At 64.9% G+C, this 22124-nt stretch carries 25 protein-coding genes and 1 tRNA gene; 12 read left to right on the top strand and 14 right to left on the bottom strand.

Annotated features, from left to right (window positions below; translation table 11 throughout):
- Nucleotides 1–117 precede the first annotated feature (117 nt).
- Together VF769_RS01335 and hemC are read right to left on the bottom strand one after the other, a co-directional pair.
- Nucleotides 118–795, bottom strand: a complete 678-nt coding sequence (locus tag VF769_RS01335; protein ID WP_331006564.1) for a uroporphyrinogen-III synthase — start codon at nt 793–795, stop codon at nt 118–120.
- The gene (gene hemC / locus VF769_RS01330) at nt 792–1733 is read right to left on the bottom strand and encodes a hydroxymethylbilane synthase (RefSeq protein WP_331006563.1); all 942 of its coding nucleotides are present in this window, start codon (nt 1731–1733) and stop codon (nt 792–794) included. Before hemC ends, VF769_RS01335 begins: the two co-directional genes overlap by 4 nt.
- A 53-nt stretch (nt 1734–1786) precedes the next feature.
- On the opposite strand from hemC, the gene tsaD reads away from it, so the two are divergent.
- Nucleotides 1787–2878, top strand: coding sequence for a tRNA (adenosine(37)-N6)-threonylcarbamoyltransferase complex transferase subunit TsaD (gene tsaD / locus VF769_RS01325; protein ID WP_331006562.1), 1092 nt, complete (start codon nt 1787–1789; stop codon nt 2876–2878).
- Nucleotides 2879–3487: 609 nt separating this feature from the next.
- Here tsaD and VF769_RS01320 read toward each other — a convergent pair.
- Nucleotides 3488–4078: a TetR/AcrR family transcriptional regulator gene (locus VF769_RS01320; RefSeq protein WP_331006561.1), complete on the bottom strand. Its 591-nt coding sequence runs from the start codon at nt 4076–4078 to the stop codon at nt 3488–3490.
- Nucleotides 4079–4129: 51 nt separating this feature from the next.
- On the opposite strand from VF769_RS01320, the gene VF769_RS01315 reads away from it, so the two are divergent.
- Both VF769_RS01315 and VF769_RS01310 read left to right on the top strand, forming a co-directional pair.
- Entirely contained in the window at nt 4130–5134 is a 1005-nt protein-coding gene (locus VF769_RS01315) for an NAD(P)H-dependent glycerol-3-phosphate dehydrogenase (protein ID WP_331006560.1), read from the top strand.
- The gene (locus tag VF769_RS01310) at nt 5131–5472 is read left to right on the top strand and encodes a Rieske (2Fe-2S) protein (protein WP_331006559.1); all 342 of its coding nucleotides are present in this window, start codon (nt 5131–5133) and stop codon (nt 5470–5472) included. Before VF769_RS01315 ends, VF769_RS01310 begins: the two co-directional genes overlap by 4 nt.
- Before the next feature lie 58 nt (nt 5473–5530).
- Here VF769_RS01310 and VF769_RS01305 read toward each other — a convergent pair whose 3' ends face one another.
- From VF769_RS01305 to VF769_RS01290, 4 genes are all read right to left on the bottom strand, one after another.
- Complete coding sequence (locus VF769_RS01305) at nt 5531–6499, bottom strand: DUF2167 domain-containing protein (RefSeq protein ID WP_331006558.1); 969 nt, start codon at nt 6497–6499, stop codon at nt 5531–5533.
- A gap of 77 nt (nt 6500–6576) precedes the next feature.
- Nucleotides 6577–7470, bottom strand: coding sequence for an orotidine-5'-phosphate decarboxylase (gene pyrF, locus VF769_RS01300; protein ID WP_331006557.1), 894 nt, complete (start codon nt 7468–7470; stop codon nt 6577–6579).
- Complete coding sequence (locus VF769_RS01295) at nt 7470–8312, bottom strand: serine protease (RefSeq protein ID WP_331006556.1); 843 nt, start codon at nt 8310–8312, stop codon at nt 7470–7472. The genes pyrF and VF769_RS01295 overlap by 1 nt, the downstream gene beginning before the upstream one ends.
- Before the next feature lies 1 nt (nt 8313).
- The gene (locus tag VF769_RS01290) at nt 8314–8760 is read right to left on the bottom strand and encodes a DUF350 domain-containing protein (RefSeq protein ID WP_331006555.1); all 447 of its coding nucleotides are present in this window, start codon (nt 8758–8760) and stop codon (nt 8314–8316) included.
- Nucleotides 8761–8855: 95 nt separating this feature from the next.
- On the opposite strand from VF769_RS01290, the gene VF769_RS01285 reads away from it, so the two are divergent.
- The 3 genes from VF769_RS01285 to VF769_RS01275 are packed head-to-tail and all read left to right on the top strand — an operon-like array spanning nt 8856 to nt 11180.
- Nucleotides 8856–9638, top strand: coding sequence for a 3-hydroxybutyrate dehydrogenase (locus VF769_RS01285; protein ID WP_331006554.1), 783 nt, complete (start codon nt 8856–8858; stop codon nt 9636–9638).
- Nucleotides 9635–10708 (top strand): patatin-like phospholipase family protein, encoded by a 1074-nt coding sequence (locus VF769_RS01280; protein WP_331006553.1) that lies wholly within the window; start codon nt 9635–9637, stop codon nt 10706–10708. Before VF769_RS01285 ends, VF769_RS01280 begins: the two co-directional genes overlap by 4 nt.
- 34 nt (nt 10709–10742) lie before the next feature.
- Entirely contained in the window at nt 10743–11180 is a 438-nt protein-coding gene (locus tag VF769_RS01275; protein WP_331006552.1) for a hypothetical protein, read from the top strand.
- 2 nt (nt 11181–11182) lie between these two features.
- Here VF769_RS01275 and VF769_RS01270 read toward each other — a convergent pair whose 3' ends face one another.
- Together VF769_RS01270 and VF769_RS01265 are read right to left on the bottom strand one after the other, a co-directional pair.
- Nucleotides 11183–11713, bottom strand: a complete 531-nt coding sequence (locus VF769_RS01270) for a hypothetical protein (RefSeq protein ID WP_331006551.1) — start codon at nt 11711–11713, stop codon at nt 11183–11185.
- Nucleotides 11714–11761: 48 nt separating this feature from the next.
- Nucleotides 11762–12541 (bottom strand): SDR family oxidoreductase, encoded by a 780-nt coding sequence (locus VF769_RS01265; protein ID WP_331006550.1) that lies wholly within the window; start codon nt 12539–12541, stop codon nt 11762–11764.
- Between the two features lie 103 nt (nt 12542–12644).
- On the opposite strand from VF769_RS01265, the gene VF769_RS01260 reads away from it, so the two are divergent.
- The 3 genes from VF769_RS01260 to VF769_RS01250 are packed head-to-tail and all read left to right on the top strand — an operon-like array spanning nt 12645 to nt 15179.
- Complete coding sequence (locus tag VF769_RS01260; RefSeq protein WP_331006549.1) at nt 12645–14027, top strand: cytochrome ubiquinol oxidase subunit I; 1383 nt, start codon at nt 12645–12647, stop codon at nt 14025–14027.
- A complete protein-coding gene (gene cydB, locus VF769_RS01255) occupies nt 14024–15049 on the top strand; it encodes a cytochrome d ubiquinol oxidase subunit II (protein ID WP_349258072.1) in 1026 nt (341 codons plus the stop codon). The genes VF769_RS01260 and cydB overlap by 4 nt, the downstream gene beginning before the upstream one ends.
- On the top strand, nt 15033–15179 hold the full coding sequence (locus VF769_RS01250) for a hypothetical protein (protein WP_331006547.1): 147 nt from the start codon (nt 15033–15035) through the stop codon (nt 15177–15179). The genes cydB and VF769_RS01250 overlap by 17 nt, the downstream gene beginning before the upstream one ends.
- Nucleotides 15180–15209: 30 nt before the next feature.
- On the opposite strand, the gene VF769_RS01245 is transcribed toward VF769_RS01250, so the two are convergent.
- From VF769_RS01245 to VF769_RS01225, 5 genes are all read right to left on the bottom strand, one after another.
- A complete protein-coding gene (locus tag VF769_RS01245; protein ID WP_331006546.1) occupies nt 15210–15506 on the bottom strand; it encodes a 4a-hydroxytetrahydrobiopterin dehydratase in 297 nt (98 codons plus the stop codon).
- A 107-nt stretch (nt 15507–15613) separates the two neighbouring features.
- Nucleotides 15614–17212 (bottom strand): amino acid permease, encoded by a 1599-nt coding sequence (locus VF769_RS01240; RefSeq protein ID WP_331006545.1) that lies wholly within the window; start codon nt 17210–17212, stop codon nt 15614–15616.
- 78 nt (nt 17213–17290) lie between these two features.
- Nucleotides 17291–18184, bottom strand: a complete 894-nt coding sequence (gene folD, locus VF769_RS01235; RefSeq protein WP_331006544.1) for a bifunctional methylenetetrahydrofolate dehydrogenase/methenyltetrahydrofolate cyclohydrolase FolD — start codon at nt 18182–18184, stop codon at nt 17291–17293.
- On the bottom strand, nt 18181–18462 hold the full coding sequence (locus VF769_RS01230) for a DUF167 family protein (protein WP_331006580.1): 282 nt from the start codon (nt 18460–18462) through the stop codon (nt 18181–18183). Before VF769_RS01230 ends, folD begins: the two co-directional genes overlap by 4 nt.
- 5 nt (nt 18463–18467) lie before the next feature.
- Nucleotides 18468–18779 (bottom strand): YggT family protein, encoded by a 312-nt coding sequence (locus VF769_RS01225; protein WP_331006543.1) that lies wholly within the window; start codon nt 18777–18779, stop codon nt 18468–18470.
- Nucleotides 18780–18956: 177 nt separating this feature from the next.
- Here VF769_RS01225 and VF769_RS01220 point away from each other — a divergent pair.
- The 3 genes from VF769_RS01220 to VF769_RS01210 all read left to right on the top strand — a co-directional run bounded on the left by VF769_RS01220 (nt 18957) and on the right by VF769_RS01210 (nt 22108).
- Nucleotides 18957–19032, top strand: a tRNA-Ala gene (locus tag VF769_RS01220).
- Nucleotides 19033–19113: 81 nt separating this feature from the next.
- A complete protein-coding gene (locus VF769_RS01215) occupies nt 19114–21354 on the top strand; it encodes a M28 family peptidase (RefSeq protein ID WP_331006542.1) in 2241 nt (746 codons plus the stop codon).
- 250 nt (nt 21355–21604) lie between these two features.
- Nucleotides 21605–22108 (top strand): hypothetical protein, encoded by a 504-nt coding sequence (locus tag VF769_RS01210; RefSeq protein WP_331006541.1) that lies wholly within the window; start codon nt 21605–21607, stop codon nt 22106–22108.
- Nucleotides 22109–22124: the final 16 nt, after the last annotated feature.

Below are 22124 nucleotides of genomic sequence, written 5' to 3'. Positions count from 1 at the left end.
CTCCCCAAAATTTCCCGCGACATTTCCGCGATTTCGCATCGGAAATGAGTCGGGGCCGAAGCAGAAACCTACGGCCCCCGGTGAAGCCGCTCAAGCGCTTGCCCCAGCAGGGGAGAATTACTCTTGGAGTGTGACGCGCAAGAGATCGTCTTCGCGTGGCGCGGGCGCCACGATTATGCGCTTCCAGTTGGTTTTCGCCGCTTTTTCAGCCACGCCGGGGCTCATGCAGGCGGCTGTGAGTTGCGCCGCATTGGGGGCGCCGAGCGCTAAGAACGCCTCGGCGGCGCGCGCGCTATAGAAAAGCACGATATCCAAGGCTTCTGTGAGTTGCGGCGGGAGCACGCTCGCCTGCACCGCCGCATACGCCGTGCGCCGCTCGATCTGATAGCCGGCGCGCTGCAACTCGCCGGCTAAATCGCCGGCAATGTGTTCGCCCGCGATATGAATGATTTTGCCCTTGGCCGGATCGAGCGTGGCTTTCGCGAGCGCCGTGAGCGACGCCACGTCGCCATCGGCGGAGCGCACATCCTTGTGCCCCGCCGCCCGCGCCGCCGCGGCGGTCGCGTCGCCCACGGTGAGGATGATCTTGTCCTGCGCCTCGCGGATCGCCGGAAACGCGCGCACGCCATTGATGCTGGTGAAGATCAGCGCCTGCGCGCCGTCGATGTTGGTGTCGTAGGCGCACGGCACGATCGTCAGCAATGGCGCGATGATGGGCTCGGCGCCCAATTCACGCAGACGTTCTGCTGTTGCCTCGGCCTCAGGCAGCGCGCGCGTGATGGCCACGCGTTTCATTCATGATCCATCACAATGGCGTCGCCCGCCTCGTCACGAATTTGGCCGCCAAGCCGCGCGCCCAACGCCCGCGCCTGCGCGATCGCATCGGCGCTGAGCGTGAGCGTTTCGGTGCGTCGCCAGCGCGTTACCCCATCCGGGGTCAGCGTCTCGCCAATAAAGTGCAATGCTCCGCCACTCACGCGCGCCAATGCGCCGATGGGCGTGCGGCACGACCCATCGAGCGCTTCCAAGAAAGCGCGCTCGGCTTCGATTTCGATGCGCGCGTCGGCGGCCTCGAATTTCCTGAGCGCTTCCAGTGTGCGCGTATCATCGGCGCGGGCCGTGATCGCGAGCGCGCCTTGGCACGCCGCGGGCGGCGTCTCAGTCGGGTCGACCAGGCTTGCCGCGCGGTCTTCCAAACCCAAACGCTTCAATCCGGCGAGCGCTAAGAACGTTGCGTCCGCCTCGCCGGCTTCCAATTTTCTCAACCGCGTATCGACATTGCCGCGCAAGGTCACAACACCGAGATCGGGCCGCGCGTAGAGCACTTGCGCTTGGCGGCGTAAGCTCGCGGTGCCGACATTCGCGCCCGCCGGCAGGTCGGCCAAGCTTTTCGCTTTCAAGCTTACAAACGCGTCGCGCGGATCTTCGCGCTCCGGCACGCACGCCAGCACGATGCCATCTGGCAGCCGCGTCGGCAGATCCTTCAGCGAATGAACGCCGATATCGATGCGGCCGTCGAGCAGCGCCTCGTCCAGCTCCTTGGTGAAAAGGCCTTTGCCGCCGGATTCGATCAGCCGTCGATCCTGGATCGTGTCGCCAGTGGTGACGATCGGCACGATCGGCAGCGCCCCCGTCTCGACGCCCAGCAGCGCGGCCCACCGCGCGCGCGTCTGTTCGGTCTGCGCCAGCGAAAGCTTCGAGCCACGCGCGCCGATGCGGAAGAGAACAGCCATGACTTGCACTTAGCCGCTGGCGCGGCGCGGGGGAACGCGCCAAATGAGCCGCGATGAAGCCGCTCACCATCCTCGGCATCGAGACCAGCTGCGACGAGACCGCGGCCGCTGTGCTGCGCCTGGATGAGGCCGGGCCGCATGTGCTGTCCGACGTCGTGCTGGGCCAGGCGGCCCATCATGCCCCCTATCGGGGCGTCGTCCCCGAAATCGCCGCCCGCGCCCACGTCGAGGGCTTGGACGGGACCATCAAGGCCGCGATGGCCGATGCGGGGATGAGTTTTGCCGATTTAGATGGGGTGGCGGCAACGGCGGGCCCTGGCCTGATCGGCGGGGTCATGGTCGGGCTGATGGCCGGTAAAGCGATCGCGCTGGCGCACAACAAGCCGCTTATCGGTGTGAACCATCTCGAAGGCCATGCGCTGAGCCCGCGTCTGGCTGAAGGCGGCGCGACCTTCCCGTACCTTTTGCTGCTGGTCTCAGGGGGGCATTGCCAATTCATCTCGGTGTTGGATGTCGGCGTGTACCGCCGTCTTGGCTCCACCATTGATGACGCGCTTGGCGAAGCCTTCGACAAGCTCGCCAAGCTTCTCGACCTCGGCTTCCCCGGCGGGCCATTCGTGGAAAAAGCCGCGAAAAATGGCGATCCGAAGCGCTTTGCGCTGCCGCGGCCCTTGGTGGGACGCGAGGGCTGTGACTTCTCCTTTGCCGGCTTGAAAACCGCTTGCGCGCGCGAGGTCGCCGCGCTCGGCGTGCTGACGGATCAGGATAAAGCCGATCTCTGCGCCAGCTTCCAGGCGGCGGTGCTCGACATCATCACCGACCGCACGCGCAACGCGATGCGGGAGTTCGATACCGTCTGGGGGGCGAAGGGAAGATTGGTGGCGGCCGGCGGTGTGGCGGCCAATCACGCGATCCGGGGGCGGCTTGAAGCTCTGGCCAAGGATCGGAACTATGACTTCATCGCTCCGCCGCTCAAATGGTGCACCGACAATGCGGCGATGATCGCTTTGGCGGGGGCTGAAAGATTGCGGCTGGGATTTAGTGACGACCTGTCATTTCCGGCCCGGCCGCGTTGGCCGTTAGATGAGGCCGCCGCCCGCTTGCGTCCCAGCCACAAGCCGGGACGCAAGGGAGCTAAGGCTTAGGCCCAGGTCAAGCCACGACGCGCGCGGCGGCGAACAACAGGGGTGCCAGCGCAGTCGCGACCAGTGCGATCGCGACCACCACGGACAGAGCCCGAGCGGTGGCAGGCAGGTCTTGCGCAGACATTCCAAACTCCTGGATGTTGAATCGATGCTGCGAGTGCGAACATCGATGGCACTTAGATAATCTTTGCCATGCCGAGGCAGAAGTCGGCAAAAACCAGCCCTGTTATGCAAAAATGCAGGGCCATTCGTTAATATCGATCCATATTTGCGGGCAAAAGAGAGGCGCGAAGGCCGAGGCCTTCGCGCCTGCACAAGGACCGCGGCGCGCTGGGAACGCGCCTGGGCAGAAACTCTAGGCGACGACGCGCGCAGCGACTTCAAAGATCGGCGTCATCGCAACGGCGACAAGTAGCGCGGCGGCAAGGACGAAGCTGAGGCTGATCAGATGGGGTGGGCGGTTGGCGGTCATGGGGGGCTCCAGGGCTTGGCGTTGTTCGGTGAAGCTTATGTACCCTGACGCCGTCACATGAGCAATGAATAAAATGGTTTTCGTTCAGCATTTGTGTAGCCGACGTTTCATGATGAGGCTGTACTCTTTGGTGGGGCTTATTTGCGGGCGTAGAGGCCGTGCAGGAGCAGGTTCAGCACGCCCTCGAGCTCACGCTCCAGTTTGGGCAGGGTGAGCTTGGAGAACAGCTGCGGCACGCCGAACTTCATGGTGGCGGCCTGCATCATCTCGGCGTTGAACATATGGTCGCCGGGCGCGAAAATTCCGGCCTTCTCGCCTTCTTCCAAAAGCGCCGACAGGAACACGCGCTCCAGCGCCAATTGCTCGTTGGCGAACAGCGGGCGCTCGCGGTGCAGCACCTCGGCGACCTCGATGATTTTGTCGCTTTCCTCCAGCATGCAATAGGAATCGCGAAGCCTTTTGAAGAAGATCTCGCGCAATCGCTTATCAGCCGGCCATTCCTTCTTGCGGGCGATCGCGGCCATCTCGGCCTGTTCCTCGGCGTAGTGCTTACGCGCCATCGCCTCCGCGATGTCGATTTTGGCTTCGAAGAAGCGATAGATGTTGCCGGGGGACATGTCGCAATCGGCGGCGATCTCGGCCATGGTTGTCTTGCCGTAGCCATAGTGCTTGATGCGGGTCATGGCCGCCTGAAGGATGCGGTCCCGGGTGGCTGTCTTTTCGTCCATCCTTACAGGATATGCGGTTTCTATTGAACGATCAATGAAGGATTCAGCGTTGTGACCGAGCCCTACCAAACAGTGGCCGTCTTGGGCGGCGGCGCCTGGGGCACCGCTTTGGCCCAGGTGGCGGCCGCCGCGGGCCGAGAGGTGCTGATCTGGGCGCGCGAAGGCGAGGTCGTCCGCGGCATCAACGACACCCACGAGAACCCGCTCTTCCTACCCGGTATCCCGCTGAGCCCGGCACTGCGCGCCACCAACGATATCGCCGACGCGGCCAAGGCTGACCTCATCCTGGCGGCGCCGCCCGCCCAGCACATGCGCGGCGTGTTGCGGAATATTCGGCCGCATCTACGGCCGGGCGCGCCGTTGGTGCTGTGCGCCAAGGGCGTCGAGCGCGGTTCGTTGGCGCTCATGACGGATGTGCTGCGGGAAGAAATCCCCGATCTCAGCCCGGCCGTGCTCTCCGGTCCCGGCTTCGCCAAGGATGTCGCGCGCGGACTGCCAACGGCCACCACGATCGCCAGCGCCGACGCCACGCTCGCGCAGCGCGTGGTCGCCACCATCGGCTTGCCGACGTTCCGGCCGTACCTCGCGGACGACCTTATCGGCGCCGAAATCGGCGGCGCGGTGAAGAACGTGGTCGCCATCGCGTGTGGCGTCGCCGAAGGCCGCAAGCTCGGCGACGGCGCGCGCGCGGCGTTGATCACGCGCGGCTTCGCCGAACTCACCCGCTTGGGCTTGGCGATGGGCGCCAAAGCCGAAACGCTCTCGGGGCTCTGCGGCTTGGGCGATCTGGTGCTCACCTGCGCGTCGCTCACCTCGCGCAACACTTCGCTGGGCGCGGCCCTCGGCGAAGGGCGCGCGCTGCGGGATGTTCTCGCCGAACGCCGCTCCGTAGCCGAAGGCATGGAGAGTGCGCCGGCGGTCGTGGCGCTCGCGGCGAAGTACGGGGTCGAGATGCCGATCTGTGAAGCCGTCGACGCTATCGTTGGCGAACGCATCAGCATTGACGATGCGATTGTCGCGCTGTTGTCGCGCCCTTTCAAAGCGGAAGGCGTGTGACGCCGAAGCCCGGCCTCTTCTTGGCGCGCCTCGACGCGGTGCCAAATCCAGGCGCGATCGTGGTCGATTTCGCGGAGGGCGAGGCGCGGCTCTCGATTGTCGTCGCGCGGCGCGGCGCGTCGATCGCCGCATTCCGCAATCGCTGTCCGCACGCCGGCTATCCGATGGAGCGTCCGGACGGACGCATGGTGATCCAGGAAGGCCGCTATCTGGTCTGCACCGCACACGGGGCGAGCTTTGCGCTGGAAACGGGCGCCTGTGCTGGCGGTCCCTGCAATGGCGAAGGCTTGGAGCGTTTCGCGATCGCGCTGCGTGACGGAGGCATTTTCATCGCCTAGCGGCAAAAAGAAGCGCGGCTTTCGCCGCGCTCCAATCTCGCACAATAAGATGCGGCGCTTAAGCTGCCGCTTCTTCCTCATCGTCCTCATCATCGTCGTCGCGACGGCGCATCATCATGTAGCCGACGCCGGCCAGCACGACGACGCCGAGCGCGATCCACGGGAAATAGCCCGCCAGGCCGCCGAACGCGGTTTGCGCTTCGCCGCCCGAGCCGGCCGTTTCGGCGAGCGCCTGCGTTTCCGCCGCCACGCCCGTCACCAAACCCGGCACCGAATAGGCCGACACCGTGTCGCTCGCGGCCTGGAAATCCGCGTGCGTGCGGCCAGCCGGGAAGCTCAGCATGTTTTGCATCTCCGCCGCCGCGGCTTCGATCGCCGGCATCTGGTCGGCGCTGCCGATGCTGGTCATCGTCGCCACACCGTAACGGCCGAGCAATTTCAACTCGTGGCGGAAGTCCTTACCTTGGCCGCCGCCAGGCGCCGCCGTGCGCTCGGCCCAAACCACTTGCGGCGTGCCTTCGCCAACAAAGGCCGGCATGACGGCAAAGCCTTCAAACGGCTTGTTCTGCGCCGCGCGCGCGTCGCGCGTTTGCGCTTCCAGATTTGCGTCGCTCAGGCCGGACGCGGTTTCCGCCTGCACGTAGCCGATGGCGTCATAGGAAATCACGGTCGCCCAGACATTGTTGGCGCGCACATCTGTGTTGGCCGGCGCGAGCAGGCCGAGCACGGTGCCGTTGGGCGCGGCGGCGCTGTTGCGTTGAAGGAAGGCGTAGGCCTCCTCGGCCGAATACAGCCGGTAGCCGTCCGGCACGTTGATGGTGAGTTCGTCGCCGTTCAGCGGAATAAGACCGGAGCGGCCTTCAGGCGCGGCCGCACGTTGGGCCGATGGCGCGGCTTGCGCCGGCGCGGCGCGCACCGGCGGCGCGGCGACGTTCGGGCCGGCGTCGCCTGGACCATCAGCAAGAGCAGGTGTGGCGAAGAGCATCGCCAGCGCGGCAAAAAGGGCGCGCGTCACATTCATGCGCATGGGTGTCTCCCTCGCGCGCCCGTTTTGGGCGCATCCCCCGAATCAAAATTAACCAATCTCGGTGGGCTTGTCGCGCGTCAGCGCATGACAGCTGCGCGGAGTTCCCCAGCCGCGCGAGTCATCGCGTCACTTATGGCGCTGCGCCACGCGGCCAGGCTGGTCGCGGCCTGGGCTTCTTGTGGATAGGTCACTCCGCGCGACGAATTCACTACGCCGCCCTCCAGACCTTTCCCGGTTGCAACAAAACCGGCCACGGCGTCCGTCGCGCTCGCGCCTTGCGCGCCGTAGCCCGGCACAAGGAAGAGCGCGTGCGGCATCGCCTCGCGCAGCGCCCGCGCTTCTTCCGGATAGGTCGCGCCGGCCACCGCCATGAGGCCCGACCAATTGCTGGCGCCGAGCAGGCGTTGCGTTTCCGGCGCCAGCATTTCGGCCACGCGCCGCCACACCGGCGCGCCGCCCACTTGCAGATCTTGCACATCGCCGGCGCCGGGATTGGAGGTGCGCACCAGGACGGCGACGCCTTTGCCCTCGCGCTGCGCCAGCGAGACGAACGGCTCCAGCGTGTCCTTGCCCATATAGGGGTTCACGGTCACGCAATCGGCGTTGAAGCCGGGCTTGGGGCCGAGCGAGGCGCGCGCATAACCTTCCGCGGTCGTGCCGATGTCGCCGCGCTTGGCGTCGAGGATCACGATCATGCCGGTGTCGCTCGCGTGCTGGCACAGCATGCGCGCCACCGCGTAGCCCATCTCGCCGAATTGCTCGAACAGGCCGAGTTGCGGTTTCAACACGCCGCAATGCTTGGCGGCGATGTCGATGACGCTGGCGCCGAACTTCAGCAGCGCCTGCATGTCCTCGCGGACGTCGCCGAAGAGCGCCGTCGGAATTTTGTCGGCGAAGGGATCGAGACCGACGCAGAGCGGGGTGTTGTGCTTGCGGACGCTCTCAATCAGCCGGTCTGCGAAGGCGCTCATCAGAGCGGCCCTTCGCCCGGCGCGACGCACACCACCTGCGCGACTGCGAGCTGGCGGCGCAAATCATCTGATTGTTGCCCGTAATTGTCGGAGGTCAGACGCGGCGCTGGCGCGCCGACGGCGTCCACTTGCTCTACGCGTAGTAGACGCAGGATCGAGGATGGCGCCGCCGTGTAGATGCGGCCCCGGCGCGCCGATTCCGCAACCGTCACGCCAATGACCTGGCCATTGGCGGAGAACGCGGGGCCGCCGCTGATGCCAGCAAGCGAGCCATGCAGGCCGGAGGTGCGGCCAAGTTCGGCCCAGGCGAGAACCGGCTCCTCAACATCATAACGCCCGCGCGCTACGAGCGTCTCGCGACCGATCAGGCGCGAATAGGCTTCGCCGGGCCGTCCTTGCGGGAAGCCGACATGGAAAGCGCGTTGGCCGATTTGAAAATCGCGTTCGGAGGTGTCGAGCGCCAACGCTGCCGGCGCCTGGTCCGTGCGCAGCAGCGCGAGATCGGCGAACAGGGCGCGCTTCACGTCCACCACGGGCACAGCTGAGCCGCGCGCGACGATGAGGCCGACATGTTCGCAGCCGTCGACGACATGGCGGGCGGTGAGCCACCAACCCTGTTCGGAAATGGCGAAGGCCGAGCCCATACCGGATGAGACCGGGCCAACTTCGACCAGCACTTCCGGATCGTAGATCGACGGCGGCGGCAGGAACGAGCCATTGATCGAGGGAGCGTCGGGCAGCGCTTCGGGCGCGTCCGCGCGCTGATCGACGCGGAACAGCACAAACACCACCGCCGCGATGGCGATGATGTAAAGGAGCCAGTCCGGGATCAGACGAAACAAATCAGCCGCCTCTGATCATGCTTACATTGGGATCGGCCACGGCGCCGGAAAGGATCAGCGCCAGGCCAATTTTCACGCTCATCAGAAATACCGCCGCGGCGACGTCGCCTTCCGCGATACGGCGCGGCAGGCCACGCAGGAACATATCGGCAAAGCGGAAGGCTAAAAGCTGGATGAGCAGCGTCACCACCCCCCAGATCAGCAAATCCCAGACGCCGAACGAGTGGGCGAGGCAGGAGCCCAAAGGAATGGCAAGACCGACCACGACGCCGCCAAAAGCGAGCGACGCCGAGGGATTGCCAGCGCGGATCAGGGCGAGCTCTTTATGCGGCGTCATAATGACGTAGATGATGAGCGAGGCGACAAAGAGGCCGAGGGCCACGCCCAATTGAATGATGAAATCCGGAAATCCCGCGACGAAGGCATTGATAGGCGCGGAAAAATCCATGACGTGTCCCTCGCTCGCCGCAGGCCGGCTATATCCCCGCTTGCGCTAGCGGTTCCGGCGCACGCGCGCAAGACGACCAAGGAGTAGGTAAGCATATGAGCGAACGTAAAGCCGCATTGGTCACCGGCTCCACCAGCGGCATCGGCTTGGGCGTGGCTACCGCCTTCGCCAAGGCGGGCATGAATGTGACGCTCAACGGCCTGGGCGATCCTAACGAAATTGAGAAGGTTCGCGCGGCCCTGGCCGCCGAAACCGGCGTCGAGGTCCGTTATGACGGCGCCAATCTGATGCAGCCGGAAGCTTGCGCCGGCATGGTGGAAGGCGCAGTCGGCGCGTTCGGCCGCCTTGATGTGCTCGTGAACAATGCCGGCATCCAATACGTGTCGCCGATCGAGGATTTCCCGGTCGACAAATGGAACGCGATCATCGCGCTCAATCTGTCGGCCGCGTTCCACGCCATCCGCGCCGCGATGCGGCCGATGAAGGAACGCAAGTACGGGCGCATCATCAACATCGCTTCGGCGCATGCGCATGTGGCGTCGCCATTCAAGTCAGCTTACGTCGCCGCCAAGCATGGCATTGTGGGCTTGACCAAGACTGTGGCGCTTGAGGGCGCGGCGTTCGGCGTGCGCTGCAACGCCATCTCGCCAGGCTACGTGCTGACGCCGCTGGTCGAAAACCAAATCCCCGACACGATGAAGGCGCGCAACATGACGCGCGAGCAGGTCATCAACGATGTGCTGCTCGCGGCACAGCCGACGAAGCAATTCGTGAGGATCGAAGATGTTGCTGGCATCGCGCTTTTCCTCACCACCCCGGCCGCCGACCAGATCAACGGCGCGTCGCTCAGTGTCGACGGCGGCTGGACGGCGCAGTGAGCAAGGCGAAAGCCAAACCCAAGCCGATTTCGCTCGCGCTGCAAGGCGGCGGCGCGCTGGGCGCCTACACGTGGGGTGCGCTGGATCGTTTGCTGGAGGATGAGCGCATCGCCATCAAGGCCGTGTCGGGCTCGTCCGCCGGCGCAATGTGCGCGGTGGTGTTGGCCGATGGTTTCCGCGAGGGCGGCGCGGCGGGCGCGCGCATGAAGCTGCGCCAATTCTGGGAGAACATCGCGCGCGAAGGCCGCACCAATCCTTATCGCCGCACGCCGATGATGGCGTTCTTGAACGCGTTCAAACCCGGTTGGGCGCCGGAATCCTACCTCGCCATGTGGGCTGACATCGCGTCGCGCTGGGCCAGCCCCTACGATTTCAATCCGCTCAACGTGAACCCGCTCAAGGAGGTGGTGAACGAGCTGGTGAATTTCGAGCACGTGCGCGCCTGCGATGAGATTCAACTCTTTATCGGCGCCACCAATGTCGAGACGGGCCGGATTCGCATTTTCAAGAACGCCGAGCTGACCGCCGATCACGTGATGGCCTCCGCCTGCTTGCCGCAATTGTTTCAGGCGGTGATGATTGACGGCGTCCCGTACTGGGATGGCGGCTATACGGGCAATCCAGCGCTGTTTCCGTTGTTCGGCGTCGAATCCACGCGCGACATCGTCATCGTCCAGATCAATCCGCTCGAACGTCCCGGCGCGCCGCGTTCGCCGGTGGAGATCACCGCCCGCGTCGCTGAGATCAATTTCAACGCCAATCTCTTGAGCGAACTCCGCGCCATCGAATTCGTCGGACGCTTGCTCGATCAGCAGATGCTGCCCTCGAAGCGCTATCGCAAGATGCTGGTCCACAATGTGAGCGAGGGCACGGCGCTGACGCCGCTTGGCTTGGGCGTCGATCTGAACACCGATCTGGGTTTCTTCAACAAGCTGTTCGAGACCGGTCGGGCCGCGGCTGACCAATGGCTTGCCGAGCATTTCGACGCGCTTGGCCAGCGCTCCACCGTCGATCTCGCGGCCATGTTTCGCGACGAGCACGCGCCCAGCGAGGCCAAGCCGTTGCGCTAACGCTTCCCTAACCACGCTGGCGCACTTTCCGCGCATGCGGAGACGCGCCCTCATTCTTGGCTTGTGCGCGGCGCTGGGCGCGGGCCCGGCGGCTGCGGCTGGCTCGGGCAGCGGCCAAGCCCCCGCCACGCGCCAGGAGCGATTGACCTCGGCAGAATCGTTCATCCCGCTGCCCACCTTGTCGGCGGGGGTGTTGCAGCGCAGTTCAACGCTGGGCACCATCGTCGTGGATATGGGCATCGATGTGCCGGATGCGGAATTGCGCCGCCGCGCGCAGCTCAATGGCCCGCGTCTGCGCGATGCGTTGCGCACGGCGCTCGCCGTCTATGCGTCAACCTATTATCGCGACCGCACGGCCCCCGACCCCGCGCAACTGACGCGTTTGATGCAGCAATCGATCGATCAGGCGCTCGGCGCGCCCGGCGCACGCGTGCTGCTGGTCAACATCATCTACCAGCGCCGCCAGGGCTGATCTCAGGCCCCGCGGCAGGCGATCGGCATGACGATGTGCGTGGCGCTGCCCTGCGCCGGCGCGCGATAGATTTGGCGCGGCTCGTCACGCGCCACCACGGTTTCGTTCGAGCCCATGATCTGGCGCTCAACGATGGTGAATTGCTGATCGGTGCAGTTGAAGCGGTAGTGCAAACGCTGCTGGGTGTAGCGGATAGTCGTGCGCGTGCTGTCGGTCTCGTATTGATAAAGCTGCTCTTGGCCGTGCGTAACCTGTACCCAGATGTCGGCGGTCGAACCGTCGGCGCTGCGGGTGATGGTGCGCTGGTTGAAATGCACTTGGCCGATACAGGCCTGATCGTCCGCGCCCTCGGCCCGGCAGTCGCGCTGGCGTGCGACCAGCAGCCAATCGGGCAGGTTCTGCGTCGAACCGAGCATCACTTCGTCCGCGCCGCCCTGTGCCGCGGGGGCGGGCGTTTCACCGCCGCTGGGCGCGGCCGGTTGGCCGCAGGCGGCCAGCGTGAAGATGCAGAGAAGGGCCGCGAGCTTGCGCATCAGTGCTTTCATTCCTTCAATGTTGGATACGGGAACCGGCTCGGCAAATCACATAGCCGAGATGCCGCCATCGACTTTCAGTTCCGCGCCGGTGACGAAACGGCTTTCGTCCGAGAGGAGATAGAGCGCCGCCATGGCGATATCCGAGGGCTGGCCGATGCGGCCCAGGGGAACCTGGCGCGCCAGCTTCGCCTCCGCTTCCTCGGCGCCGAACATGGCGCGCAGCGGGTCGAGGATCGGCGTGCTGATGAAGGTTGGGTGGATCGAGTTGGAACGCACGTCGAGCTTCTTCTTGGCGCAATAGAGCGCGATGTTCTTCGAGAGGTGGAGCACCGCCGCTTTCGAGGCGTTGTAAGCGGGTGTGTTCCAGCTGGCGATGATGCCGGCGATCGAGCTGATGTTGACGATCGAGCCGGGTTGGTTGGCGGCCAGATACTTGATCGCGTATTTGGCGCCCAAGAACACGGAATCCACGTTCACGCTCATGATGCGCTTGAAGGTTGCGAAATCGAGATCTTCCACGCCGCCCTTGTCGCCGGCGATGCCCGCGTTGTTGACCAGCCCCGAAATGCCGCCCATCGCCGTGTTCGCGGCTTCGAGCGCAGCGATCCATTGTTCCTCATTCGTGACATCGAGCGCGTACGCAGAAGCCGTGCCCGCACCATGCGCGGCGTTGATCTCGGCTGCGGTTTTTTCAGCGCCCGCGGCGTTGATGTCCGCGATCGCAACCTTGCCGCCTTCGGCCGCCACCGCTTTCGCGATCGCCGCGCCCAAGCCTTGCGCGCCGCCCGTCACAAACACCTTCTTGCCCGCAACACGCCCGGCCATGTTTTCCTCCCTTTATGTCGCGCGACTGTGTGGCGCGGCGCGGCAAAGCGCAAGCTTGGCCGCCCTTGCGTAGCGGCATAGATTGTCGCGCGTGAGGTGAGACATGGAATGGGACGCGCTGCTCTTATCGCGTTTGCAGTTCGCATTCACGATCGGCTTCCACATCATTTTCCCGGCCTTCACGATCGGGCTCGCGTCGTTTCTCGCCGTGCTGGAGGGGCTTTGGCTCTTCACGAAGAAGCCGATCTTCAAGAACCTCTATCTCTTCTGGGTGAAGATTTTCGCGCTCTCGTTCGGCATGGGCGTCGTCTCTGGCGTCGTCATGTCCTACCAATTCGGCACCAATTGGAGCTTGTTCTCCTCCATCACCGGCAGCGTCATCGGCCCGCTCCTGGCCTACGAAGTGCTCACCGCGTTTTTCCTCGAAGCCTCCTTCCTCGGCATCATGCTATTCGGGTGGAAGCGGGTGGGGCCGGGCTTGCACTTCTTCTCCACATGCATGGTCGCAATCGGCACCCTGATTAGCGCGTTTTGGATTCTCGCGGCCAATTCTTGGATGCAGACGCCGCAAGGCTGGACCTGGGCCGATGACGGCACGATGATCGCGACCAGCTTCGTTGACGTGATCTTCAATCCATCGCTGCCAAGCCGCTTCGCGCACATGGTGCTGGCGGCCTATCTCACCACCGCCATGGTCGTCGCCGGCGCTTCGGCGTTTGCGCTTCTGAAGAAGAAGGCGCTGCCCGAAAGCCGTATGGCGCTGCGCATGGCCGTGCTGATGATGGCGATCGTCACCCCAATTCAAATCATGGTCGGCCATGAGAGCGGGATTGTCGCCGGTCATCACCAGCCGGCGAAGGTGGCGGCGCTTGAGGGTTGGTGGACCACGCGTACGCAGCAACCCACCGTGCTGATTGGCTGGCCCGACGAAGAGGCCGAGACCAATCATTTCGAGGTCGCCATTCCCGGCTTGGGCTCGACCGTGAACAATGCTGGTCCCGATGTCGTACTGCCGGGACTCGATCAATTCGCCGAACAAGACCGCCCGCCCGTATGGATCACGTTCTGGGCTTTTCGCATCATGGTCGGCATGGGCCTCATCATGTTGACGCTTGGGCTTTGGGGCGCGGCAGCTTGGGCGCTGAAGCGCCTGGACACCGCTGCCTGGTATCATCGCGCGCTTGTGCTCGCTGCGCCCAGCGGCTTCATCGCCGTCCTCACCGGCTGGATCACCGCCGAAGTCGGCCGCCAGCCTTACATCGTCTATGGCGTGTTGCGCACCGCCGACGCCGTGTCACCCGTCAGTGCGGGCTCGGTGGCGACGTCGCTCATCTTCTTCATCGTCGTGTACGCCATCGTCTTCAGCGCCGGCGCACTCTACATCCTGCGTCTCATGGCCAAAGGGCCAGAAACCGACGAGCCGCCGCCGCAGTCGAAACAACCGCCTGGCACGCCGCTTGGCGCCGCGATCGGGGAGGCGTCGTGATGCTTGAGCTTTCGATGATCTGGGCGATCCTGATCGCCGTCGCGGTCTTCCTTTATGTGGCGCTGGATGGTTTCGATTTAGGCGTCGGCATCTTGTTTCCGTTCGCGAAGGATGCGCGCGAGCGTGACCAGATGCAGGCCGCGATCGCGCCGGTGTGGGACGGCAACGAAACTTGGCTCGTGCTCGGCGGCGGCGGCTTGTTCGCGGCATTCCCGAAAGCTTACGCCGCTTTGATGCCCGCGCTCTACGCGCCGATCATCCTGATGCTGCTGGCGCTGATCTTTCGCGGCGTCGCGTTCGAGTTTCGCCATCACGGTCGCGGCCTTGGGGCGAAATGGTGGACGATCGCGTTCTCCGCCGGCTCCATCGTCGCGGCGATCGCGCAAGGCATGGTGCTGGGCGGCTTTATTCAAGGCGTCACACTCGAAGGCGGACAATTCGCCGGCGGCGCGTTGGATTGGTTGACGCCCTTCTCGCTGCTCGTCGCCGCCGCGCTCGTGATCGGCTACGCGCTGCTCGGCGCCACATGGCTCGTGTTCAAAACCCAAGGCGATCTGTTTGAGAGCGCGCGCGCTTGGGTGAAGCAACTCGCTTTGCTCACCGCGCTTGCGATGGGCGCAGTTAGCCTCGCCACGCTCGGCGTCGATCCGCGTGTCACCGAGCGCTGGGGCCTCACCATGACCAGCGTGGATTGGCCGACTTTCATCAAGCTCGCGCCGCTGCCATTGCTGGCCGCTGCGATCTGTTATTTGCTGTGGCGTGGCGCCGACAAGCGCCGCCACCTTGCGCCGTATCTATTCGCTGTAAGCTTGTTCCTGATCGGCTATGTCGGCCTCGCCGTCAGCCTCTGGCCCTACATCGTGCCGTTCGCCATGACGCCTGCGGATGCGGCGGCGGCCGACAACGCGCTCGCGCTTATGCTCTGGGGTGCGATCCCGATGCTGCCGATCATTCTGGGCTACACCGCTTACGTCTATTGGATCTTCCGCGCCAAGGTCGACACCGATGCCGCCTATCATTGAAGGCCCGCCCGAGGAGGGCGAAGCGCCAAAGCCTTTGGGCAAACGGATGCTCTGGTTCGTGGCGTTGTGGGTTGGCAGCTTAGCCGTGGTGGCGGCGGTCGCTTACGCGCTGCGGGCGCTGATCCTGTAGGTCCGCGCCCCAATTGCGCGGGGCGAGGACTCAGTCTCGATAATCTTCGGCCGCGCGGTCCATGAAGTGGGCCAGGGCGACGTCTTTGTCCGTCACGCCGCCAGCGTCGTGCGTCGACAGCGTCGCCTCGACCCGATTAAAGACGTTCAACCATTCCGGGTGATGGTCGTTTTTCTCCGCAAACAGCGCCACGCGCGTCATGAAGGCGAAGGCGGCGTTGAAATCCTTGAAGCGGAATTCCCGGATGATGGCGTCGCGACCCTCGACGGCGCGCCAGCCATTCAAGCGCGCCACGGCTTCGGCTGCGCCAATTCTTTCTGCGGACATGGGTTCGCTCCTCTGCGCTCAATATGGCGCGATGGGCGGCAAAGGCGAGCGCAAACAAAAACGCCGCCGTCTTTCGACGGCGGCGCTGTTAGAGTTTGAGGTCTTCCTTACTGGTTCGGTTGAACCGGGTTCGGCTGTTCGTGGCCGACCACGATCTCGCCCTTGCCGAGCTTCGAGTTCCACAGGCCGTAGGCAAAGTAGAGCACGAAGCCGCCGGCCAGGTAGATCAGGAAGAAGTTGCGCGTTTCGTCGTGCGCCATCAGCGACAGCAGCAAGAAGATGCACATCAGCGCCCCAAGCAGCGGCGTGATCGGGAACAGCGGCGTCTTAAACGGCCGGTTCATGTTCGGCCGGGCGAAGCGCAGATAGATCACCGTCAAGCAGACGATGCCGAAGGCGGCGAGCGTGCCAACGTTCGTGAGGTTCGCCAGCGAGTCGAGGCTCATGAATCCGCCAAAGCCCATCGCCAGCAGGCCGACCAGGATCGTGTTGATCCAGGGCGTCTTTAGCTTCGGGTGGACGTTGGCGAACACCTGCGGGATCAGCCCGTCGCGCGCCATGGTGTAGAAGATGCGCGTCTGCCCGTAGAGCAGCACCAGCATCACCGAAGAGAGACCAGCGAAGGCGCCGAGCTTCACCACGAAGGCGAACCACGGCAGGCCGATTTGATCGACAGCCAGCGCGATCGGCGCTGGGTTGTTGAGCTGAGTGTACGGCACAATGCCGACCAGCACAGCGCAGGTCAGAATGTAGAGAATGGTGCAGATGATGAGCGAGCCGAGGATGCCGATCGGCATGTCGCGGCCCGGGTTCTTCGATTCCGCGCCGGCCGTGGAGACCGCTTCAAAGCCGATATAGGCGAAGAAGATGGTCGCCGCGCCTGTGATCAGGCCGGGCACGCCGTACTGGCCAGTGTCCGCGCCTGTCAGCACGCCCCAAAGCGCGCGTCCAATCTGCGCCCAGATGCTCATGTCCGTACCCGGCGCCGGCGCCGGGATTTGTTCCGGGATGAGCGGCGTCCAGAGGTCAGGGTTCACATAGGCCGCGCCGATCACGATGAAGGCGACGACCACGCCCACCTTGATGAACACGACGATGTTGTTGACTAGCGCCGATTCCGAAATGCCGACGACGAGCAAGCAGGTGACGGCGATCAGACCGATAATGGCGGGCAGGTTCACCATGCCCACAGCGATTTGTTCGCCGGTGTCGTGGTCAAGAACTGGCACGCCCGGCGCCGCTGTGAGCGCGGCGGGTATGTGCACGCCCAAATCCGCGAGCAGACTGACGGTGTAGCCTGACCAGCCGACGGCGACGGTCGAAGCCGCCAAGCCGTATTCGAGCACAAGCAGCAGACCCATCACCCAGGCGACGATCTCGCCCATGGAGGCGTAGGAATAGGAGTACGCCGAACCTGAAACCGGGATCGCCGACGCGAGCTCCGCGTACGAGAGCGCCACAAGCGCGCAGAGCGTGCCAGTAATGACGAATGAAATCATGATGCCGGGGCCGGCGAATTCCGCCGCCGCACGACCGGTCAGAACGAAAATGCCGGTGCCGATGATGCAGCCGATGCCGAGCAAGATCAGATTGATCGGCCCGAGCGTTTTCTTCAATTCGCCTTGCTCGTGCTCAGCATGCATCTGTTCAACCGATTTGCGGATGAACAGACGGCCGAGACCGCTTGGCTTCGATGGATTTGCCACGTTGGATCCCCTCCCTGGTGGGCTAGGGGGCGGAAGCTAGACGCGGTTTCCGATGCTCACAAGCGCCGAGGGTCGCATTTAACGTGCTGCGAGTGCGTCCGGCACGGTCCAGCCCCGGCGTGCGCATGCGGCGAGCACAGTGTTGCGCAGAAGGCAGGCGATCGTCATGGGGCCGACGCCGCCGGGGGAGGGTGTAATCGCCGCCGCGACTTGCGCTGCTTCGGCAAAATGCACGTCGCCGACGAGTTTGGTTTTGCCTTCACCCTTCTCAGGCGCGGGTACGCGATTGGTGCCGACATCAATGACGACGGCGCCCGGCCTGATCCAATCGCCGCGGACCATTTCCGGACGACCGACCGCGGCCACAAGGATATCCGCGCCGCGGCACACCATCTTCAGATCGCGCGTCTTGGAATGGGCGATCGTCACCGTCGCGTTCTGCTCCAGGAAGAGCAGCGCCGCCGGTTTGCCGACGAGGATCGAGCGGCCGATCACGACCACGTTCGCACCTGCGAGATCGGGCCGCTCGGTCTTGGCGAGGATGACGCAGCCTACCGGCGTGCAGGGGCGCAGGCCCGGCTTACCGAGCACCAGTTTGCCAGCGCTGGCTTCGGTCAGGCCGTCGACGTCCTTCAAGGGATCGAGCGCGGCGAGCACATTGGCTTCGTTGAGATGCTTCGGCAGCGGCAGCTGCACCAGGATGCCGTCGACCTCCGGGTCGCGCGACAGCGCATCGACGCGGGCGATCAGGTCCGCTTCGCTCGTTTCCGCCGGCAGCCGGATTTCAAGCGAACGCATGCCAGCCTCGCGCGTGGCTTTGCCCTTGGATGCCACATAGACTTGGCTCGCTGGGTCGTCGCCGACGAGCACGACCGCCAAAGCCGGTTGGCCCGGCAGCGCTTTCACCGCAGCCGCCACATCAGCGCGCACGCTCGCCGCGATGGCTTTCCCGTCGATGATGCGTCCGCTCATGGCGACTCCTTCAACTTGTCGAGGAACGCGGCGATCTCCGCGTCGCTCAATCCTTCAATTTCGATCGTCTTGAGGCGCGCGGTGGTTCCGCGCGCCACTTGCACGTTGGACTTCGGCACGCCGAGCGCCTTGGCCAATAGCTTTTCCAGCGCCGCGTTCGCCTCACCTTTCTCCGGGGCGGCGCGCACGCGCGCTTTGAGATAGGGTAGGCCAGCTTCGTCCAGGCTCACGCCGTCAATGCGGTCGGCGCCGCCCGAAGGCGTCAGCCGGACACGCAGGCGGCTCAGAGGAATGCGCCTTCGCCGCGCAGCAGGCGCTCAAGCCACCACGTGACTTCGTGTTGCAGCAAATAAATGCCCAGCAGCAGCACCAGCACCGAAAGGTCGACGCCCGCGATCGGCGGGATCAGCCGGCGCAGCGGCCGCAGCATGGGTTCGGTGATGGCGCTGGTGAAGCGCCAGATGCCGCTCACCAGATCGTTGCGGCGACTCACAACGTCGAAGGCGAACAGCCAGGAGATCACCACGTGGACGATCAGCACGACCGAAATCAGCCCCAGGACCGCGCGGATCAGCTCGAAAATGATGTGGATCATGAGGCCGGGTCATGCCGGAGCCGGGCCGATTCCGCAACCAGGCGCTAGGCGTCTCGGCTCAGGTGTCGGCTGCGACCCATTCTCGCGCTGCGTTTCTGACACCCGACACCTGATAGCTGGCGCCTGCCCCGTTGACGCCCCGCGCGCACCGGCCCTATACCGCGCTTCCCGCGAAGGGGGCCTGTAGCTCAGTTGGGAGAGCGCGTCGTTCGCAATGACGAGGTCAGCGGTTCGATCCCGCTCAGGTCCACCATCCTTCGCTCGTTCCCAAAACCGTAGCGCCATCTAGGCAAGCGTCTCTGCGCGTGAGATTTGCGCTCCGGGGAGTGGGATCATGTCGCTGCGCGCTTTGCTTTTGTTCGGCTTGTTGTTCTTGGCGCTGATGGGCGCCGGCTATGTCATCCAGCCCGATCCGGTCCGCAGCTCGAACCCGCCGGACGCCTTTGACACCAACGCCGCGTACGCACGCATCGCACGTGTGCTCTCGCCGGAAGAGCCGCATCCGATGGATAGCGACGCTGGCGACAGGGTGCGCGCGCGTCTGCTTGCGGAAATCCGCGCGCTTGGCCTCACGCCAGAAGTGCGCGAGCACTTTGTCTGTCTGCCGCACCCGGACTCACCGGCCTCGCTGTGCGGTCGGGTGCGCAATGTCGTATTCAGCGTCGGTCCCGCGCAGGGGCCGGCGGTCCTGGCGGCGACACATTATGATTCAGTGCCCGCCGGCCCGGGCGCCAGCGACGCCGGCATGGGCATGGCCGCGTGGCTGGAGATCGCGCGTTTGCTCTCCCAGCAGCAATTGCAGCGCCGCGTGATCTTTCTCTTCAGCGATGGCGAAGAGGTGGCGCTGCTCGGGGCCTACGCGTTCGCCCAACAAGACCCGCAGATGAATGACGTCGAAGCGCTGGTGAACCTCGAAGCGCGCGGCACGAGCGGACCGGCGACGTTCTTCGAGACGGCGACGCCCAACGCGGATTCCGTGCGCGCCTATGCGGCGGGGACGCGGCGGCCGATGGCGAATTCGATGATGGCCGCGGTCTATGATCTGCTGCCGAATTCGACCGATGTGACGGTGTTGCGGCGCGCGGGGCTCGATGTCGTCAACATCGCGATCTCCGATAGCTGGCCCAATTATCACACACCGCAAGACAATCTCGCCAATATGGATCGCGCGAGTCTGCAGCACATGGGCGACAGCGCGCTCGGCACGGTGCGGGCGTTCGCGACGAACGCCGATGCCGGGCGTGTAGAGACTCTCGTCTTCACCGATATCATTGGCCGCGCGCTGATCGGCCTGCCTGCATGGCTCGGCACGGCGTTGCTTGCGATGAGCGTGCTGATCTGCGCCGTCTATTTTTGGACCCGCGGGCGGGAAGGGCGTTGGCGCGCTTTGGCGTCACCGCTTGTCGCGATCATCGTGGCCGCTTTCGCCGCGTTTCTCGTTGGCCTTGCCTTCCACATGCTGCGGCCGGGGATGTTTTGGCTTGGCTACCCCGCAGCGACGCGCGCCTGGATTGGGCTGATTTCGCTCAGCGCGCTCGCGTTCGGTCTCTGGTTCGCCGGCAAACGCGCCGGCGCGCCGATGGTGGAAGCGGCGGCGATGCTGTGGTTCGCGAGCCTTGGTTTGGTTGGCGCATTGTTGCTGCCGGGCTTGTCCGTCCTTGTGGCGCTATCGACCGCGATCTTTGCGTTCGCCGCGTTGTTGGCCTGGCGCTGGCCGGTCGCGGCGCGCATTGGCGCGCTTTGTGCGGCGCTTGTGGCGCTGATGATCTGGGCGCCGCTGTTCGCGTTGGTGGAGGTCGCGCTCGGCTACGACATGCCGGCGCTCAACGCCGCGCTGATCGCGACCGCCATGCTGCCCTGGTTGGGACCGATTGCGCGGTTGCAGGGCGGGAAGCCGTGGCGCGCGAGCGCTGCTGCTCTCGGCGGTTTGGCCATGGCCGGCGTTGCGGTTGCGGCGGCGCTTCCGGCATCGACGCCAACGCGCCCGCGCGGTCTGAACATCAATTATGTCCAGGATGCCGTGAACGACGACGCCTGGATTGTGGCTGGCGCGGCCGCTGTGCCCTTGCCGCCGGCGATTGCCGCCGCCGCGCCCTTCGAATCCCGAACCGTGCTGCCGGGCGACCGCACGCCATCTTGGGCCGCCCCTGTCTCCGGCGTCGGCACGGCGGCCCCGCGCATGGAATTGGTGGCTGACGAGACCGTCGCCGGCGTGCGGCGGCTTCGCCTCCGGATCAGCGCCAATGGCGCTTATCGCGTCACGCTTCGGGTCCCGTTTGCGGCGGCGCTTTCCAGCGCGACTCTGAACGGCGTAGATGGCGCCCCGTTACAGCACGCGGCGCCGCGCACGGATTTCGCCAGCCTAGTCTGTATTGGTCGCACCTGTGACGGCGCAGAGTGGGTGCTCGTCGTCGGCGCCGACGCCGCGCCGACCGATTGGCTCGTGCTCGGGCAATACCTGAGTGTGCCCGAGGTCGTCGCGGACGTGGCGGCGGCGCGACCCGCCGAGACGACTCGGGCGCACAATGGCGATGCTTCGGTGACGTTGGGGAGGGTGGTCCGAGCGGCCGACTGAATCAGAATCCGCGCTATGCCGCTGATGTTGCGCATGATGCTGGCAGATGAATTATGTAGCCATCATTTCGTTTCGGGGCGGTATCCGCGGACCGGGCGCCGCAGCGGCGATGCGGGTCCGCGGACCGCAACGAACGCGCGACGCGGCTGCGCCGCACAACCGATACGCAGCGGCCTTTACGTCTGATTAGGCTTACCCACAGGATTTAATCCCCCGCGTTCTTGCAAGTGCTGCAGAAACGGGGGGTTCAGTGAGACTAAAGTTTGTCGCGGCGCTTGTGGCCGCGTCCATGTTGGCGAGCGCACCCGCGCTGGCGACTACATCCGAGCGCGACCTGCAGGTCATGGCGCGCGCCGTTGGCTTCGTTGAAGGATTGCCGCGCGGCAACGTCACCGTCGCTGTTGTCGATGGTCCTGGCGCCGACGCGATTGTCGCCGCGATGGGCGCCGGCGTCGCCGGCGGCGGCGTCACCTTGGTGCCGCGCAAAGTGGCGGTCGGCGCGCTCGCCGGCTCCGGCGCTCGCGTCATCATCGTGCCTGAAGGCCAGGGCGGCTCGCATGCCGCGATCGCGGCCGCTGCGCGCGGTCTCCACGCCGTCACGCTGTCCACTGACATGGCCTGTGTGAATTCCGGCAATTGCGTGGTCGGCGTCGCCGCTGAACCGCGTGTCGAGATTGTTGTCTCTCGCGCTGCGTCGAGCGCGAACGGCATCAGCTTCGCCCAAGCCTTCCGCGTGATGATCCGCGAGATCTGACGTGACCAACCCAACC

The organism is Vitreimonas sp. (assembly GCF_036392335.1).
In the GTDB taxonomy this organism is placed as follows: Bacteria; Pseudomonadota; Alphaproteobacteria; order Caulobacterales; family Aquidulcibacteraceae; genus Vitreimonas.
This window is presented reverse-complemented; position numbering and strand designations above follow the sequence as displayed.

Excerpts from the sequence above, each read along its gene's own strand:
- VF769_RS01335 (WP_331006564.1), bottom strand. The coding sequence starts at position 795 with ATGAAACGCGTGGCCATCACGCGCGCGCTGCCTGAGGCCGAGGCAACA.
- hemC (WP_331006563.1), bottom strand. The coding sequence starts at position 1,733 with ATGGCTGTTCTCTTCCGCATCGGCGCGCGTGGCTCGAAGCTTTCGCTG.
- tsaD (WP_331006562.1), top strand. The coding sequence starts at position 1,787 with ATGAAGCCGCTCACCATCCTCGGCATCGAGACCAGCTGCGACGAGACC.
- VF769_RS01320 (WP_331006561.1), bottom strand. The coding sequence starts at position 4,078 with ATGGACGAAAAGACAGCCACCCGGGACCGCATCCTTCAGGCGGCCATG.
- VF769_RS01305 (WP_331006558.1), bottom strand. The coding sequence starts at position 6,499 with ATGCGCATGAATGTGACGCGCGCCCTTTTTGCCGCGCTGGCGATGCTC.
- pyrF (WP_331006557.1), bottom strand. The coding sequence starts at position 7,470 with ATGAGCGCCTTCGCAGACCGGCTGATTGAGAGCGTCCGCAAGCACAAC.
- VF769_RS01290 (WP_331006555.1), bottom strand. The coding sequence starts at position 8,760 with ATGGATTTTTCCGCGCCTATCAATGCCTTCGTCGCGGGATTTCCGGAT.
- VF769_RS01285 (WP_331006554.1), top strand. The coding sequence starts at position 8,856 with ATGAGCGAACGTAAAGCCGCATTGGTCACCGGCTCCACCAGCGGCATC.
- VF769_RS01275 (WP_331006552.1), top strand. The coding sequence starts at position 10,743 with ATGCGGAGACGCGCCCTCATTCTTGGCTTGTGCGCGGCGCTGGGCGCG.
- VF769_RS01270 (WP_331006551.1), bottom strand. The coding sequence starts at position 11,713 with ATGCGCAAGCTCGCGGCCCTTCTCTGCATCTTCACGCTGGCCGCCTGC.
- VF769_RS01265 (WP_331006550.1), bottom strand. The coding sequence starts at position 12,541 with ATGGCCGGGCGTGTTGCGGGCAAGAAGGTGTTTGTGACGGGCGGCGCG.
- VF769_RS01260 (WP_331006549.1), top strand. The coding sequence starts at position 12,645 with ATGGAATGGGACGCGCTGCTCTTATCGCGTTTGCAGTTCGCATTCACG.
- VF769_RS01250 (WP_331006547.1), top strand. The coding sequence starts at position 15,033 with ATGCCGCCTATCATTGAAGGCCCGCCCGAGGAGGGCGAAGCGCCAAAG.
- VF769_RS01245 (WP_331006546.1), bottom strand. The coding sequence starts at position 15,506 with ATGTCCGCAGAAAGAATTGGCGCAGCCGAAGCCGTGGCGCGCTTGAAT.
- folD (WP_331006544.1), bottom strand. The coding sequence starts at position 18,184 with ATGAGCGGACGCATCATCGACGGGAAAGCCATCGCGGCGAGCGTGCGC.
- VF769_RS01225 (WP_331006543.1), bottom strand. The coding sequence starts at position 18,779 with ATGATCCACATCATTTTCGAGCTGATCCGCGCGGTCCTGGGGCTGATT.
- VF769_RS01215 (WP_331006542.1), top strand. The coding sequence starts at position 19,114 with ATGTCGCTGCGCGCTTTGCTTTTGTTCGGCTTGTTGTTCTTGGCGCTG.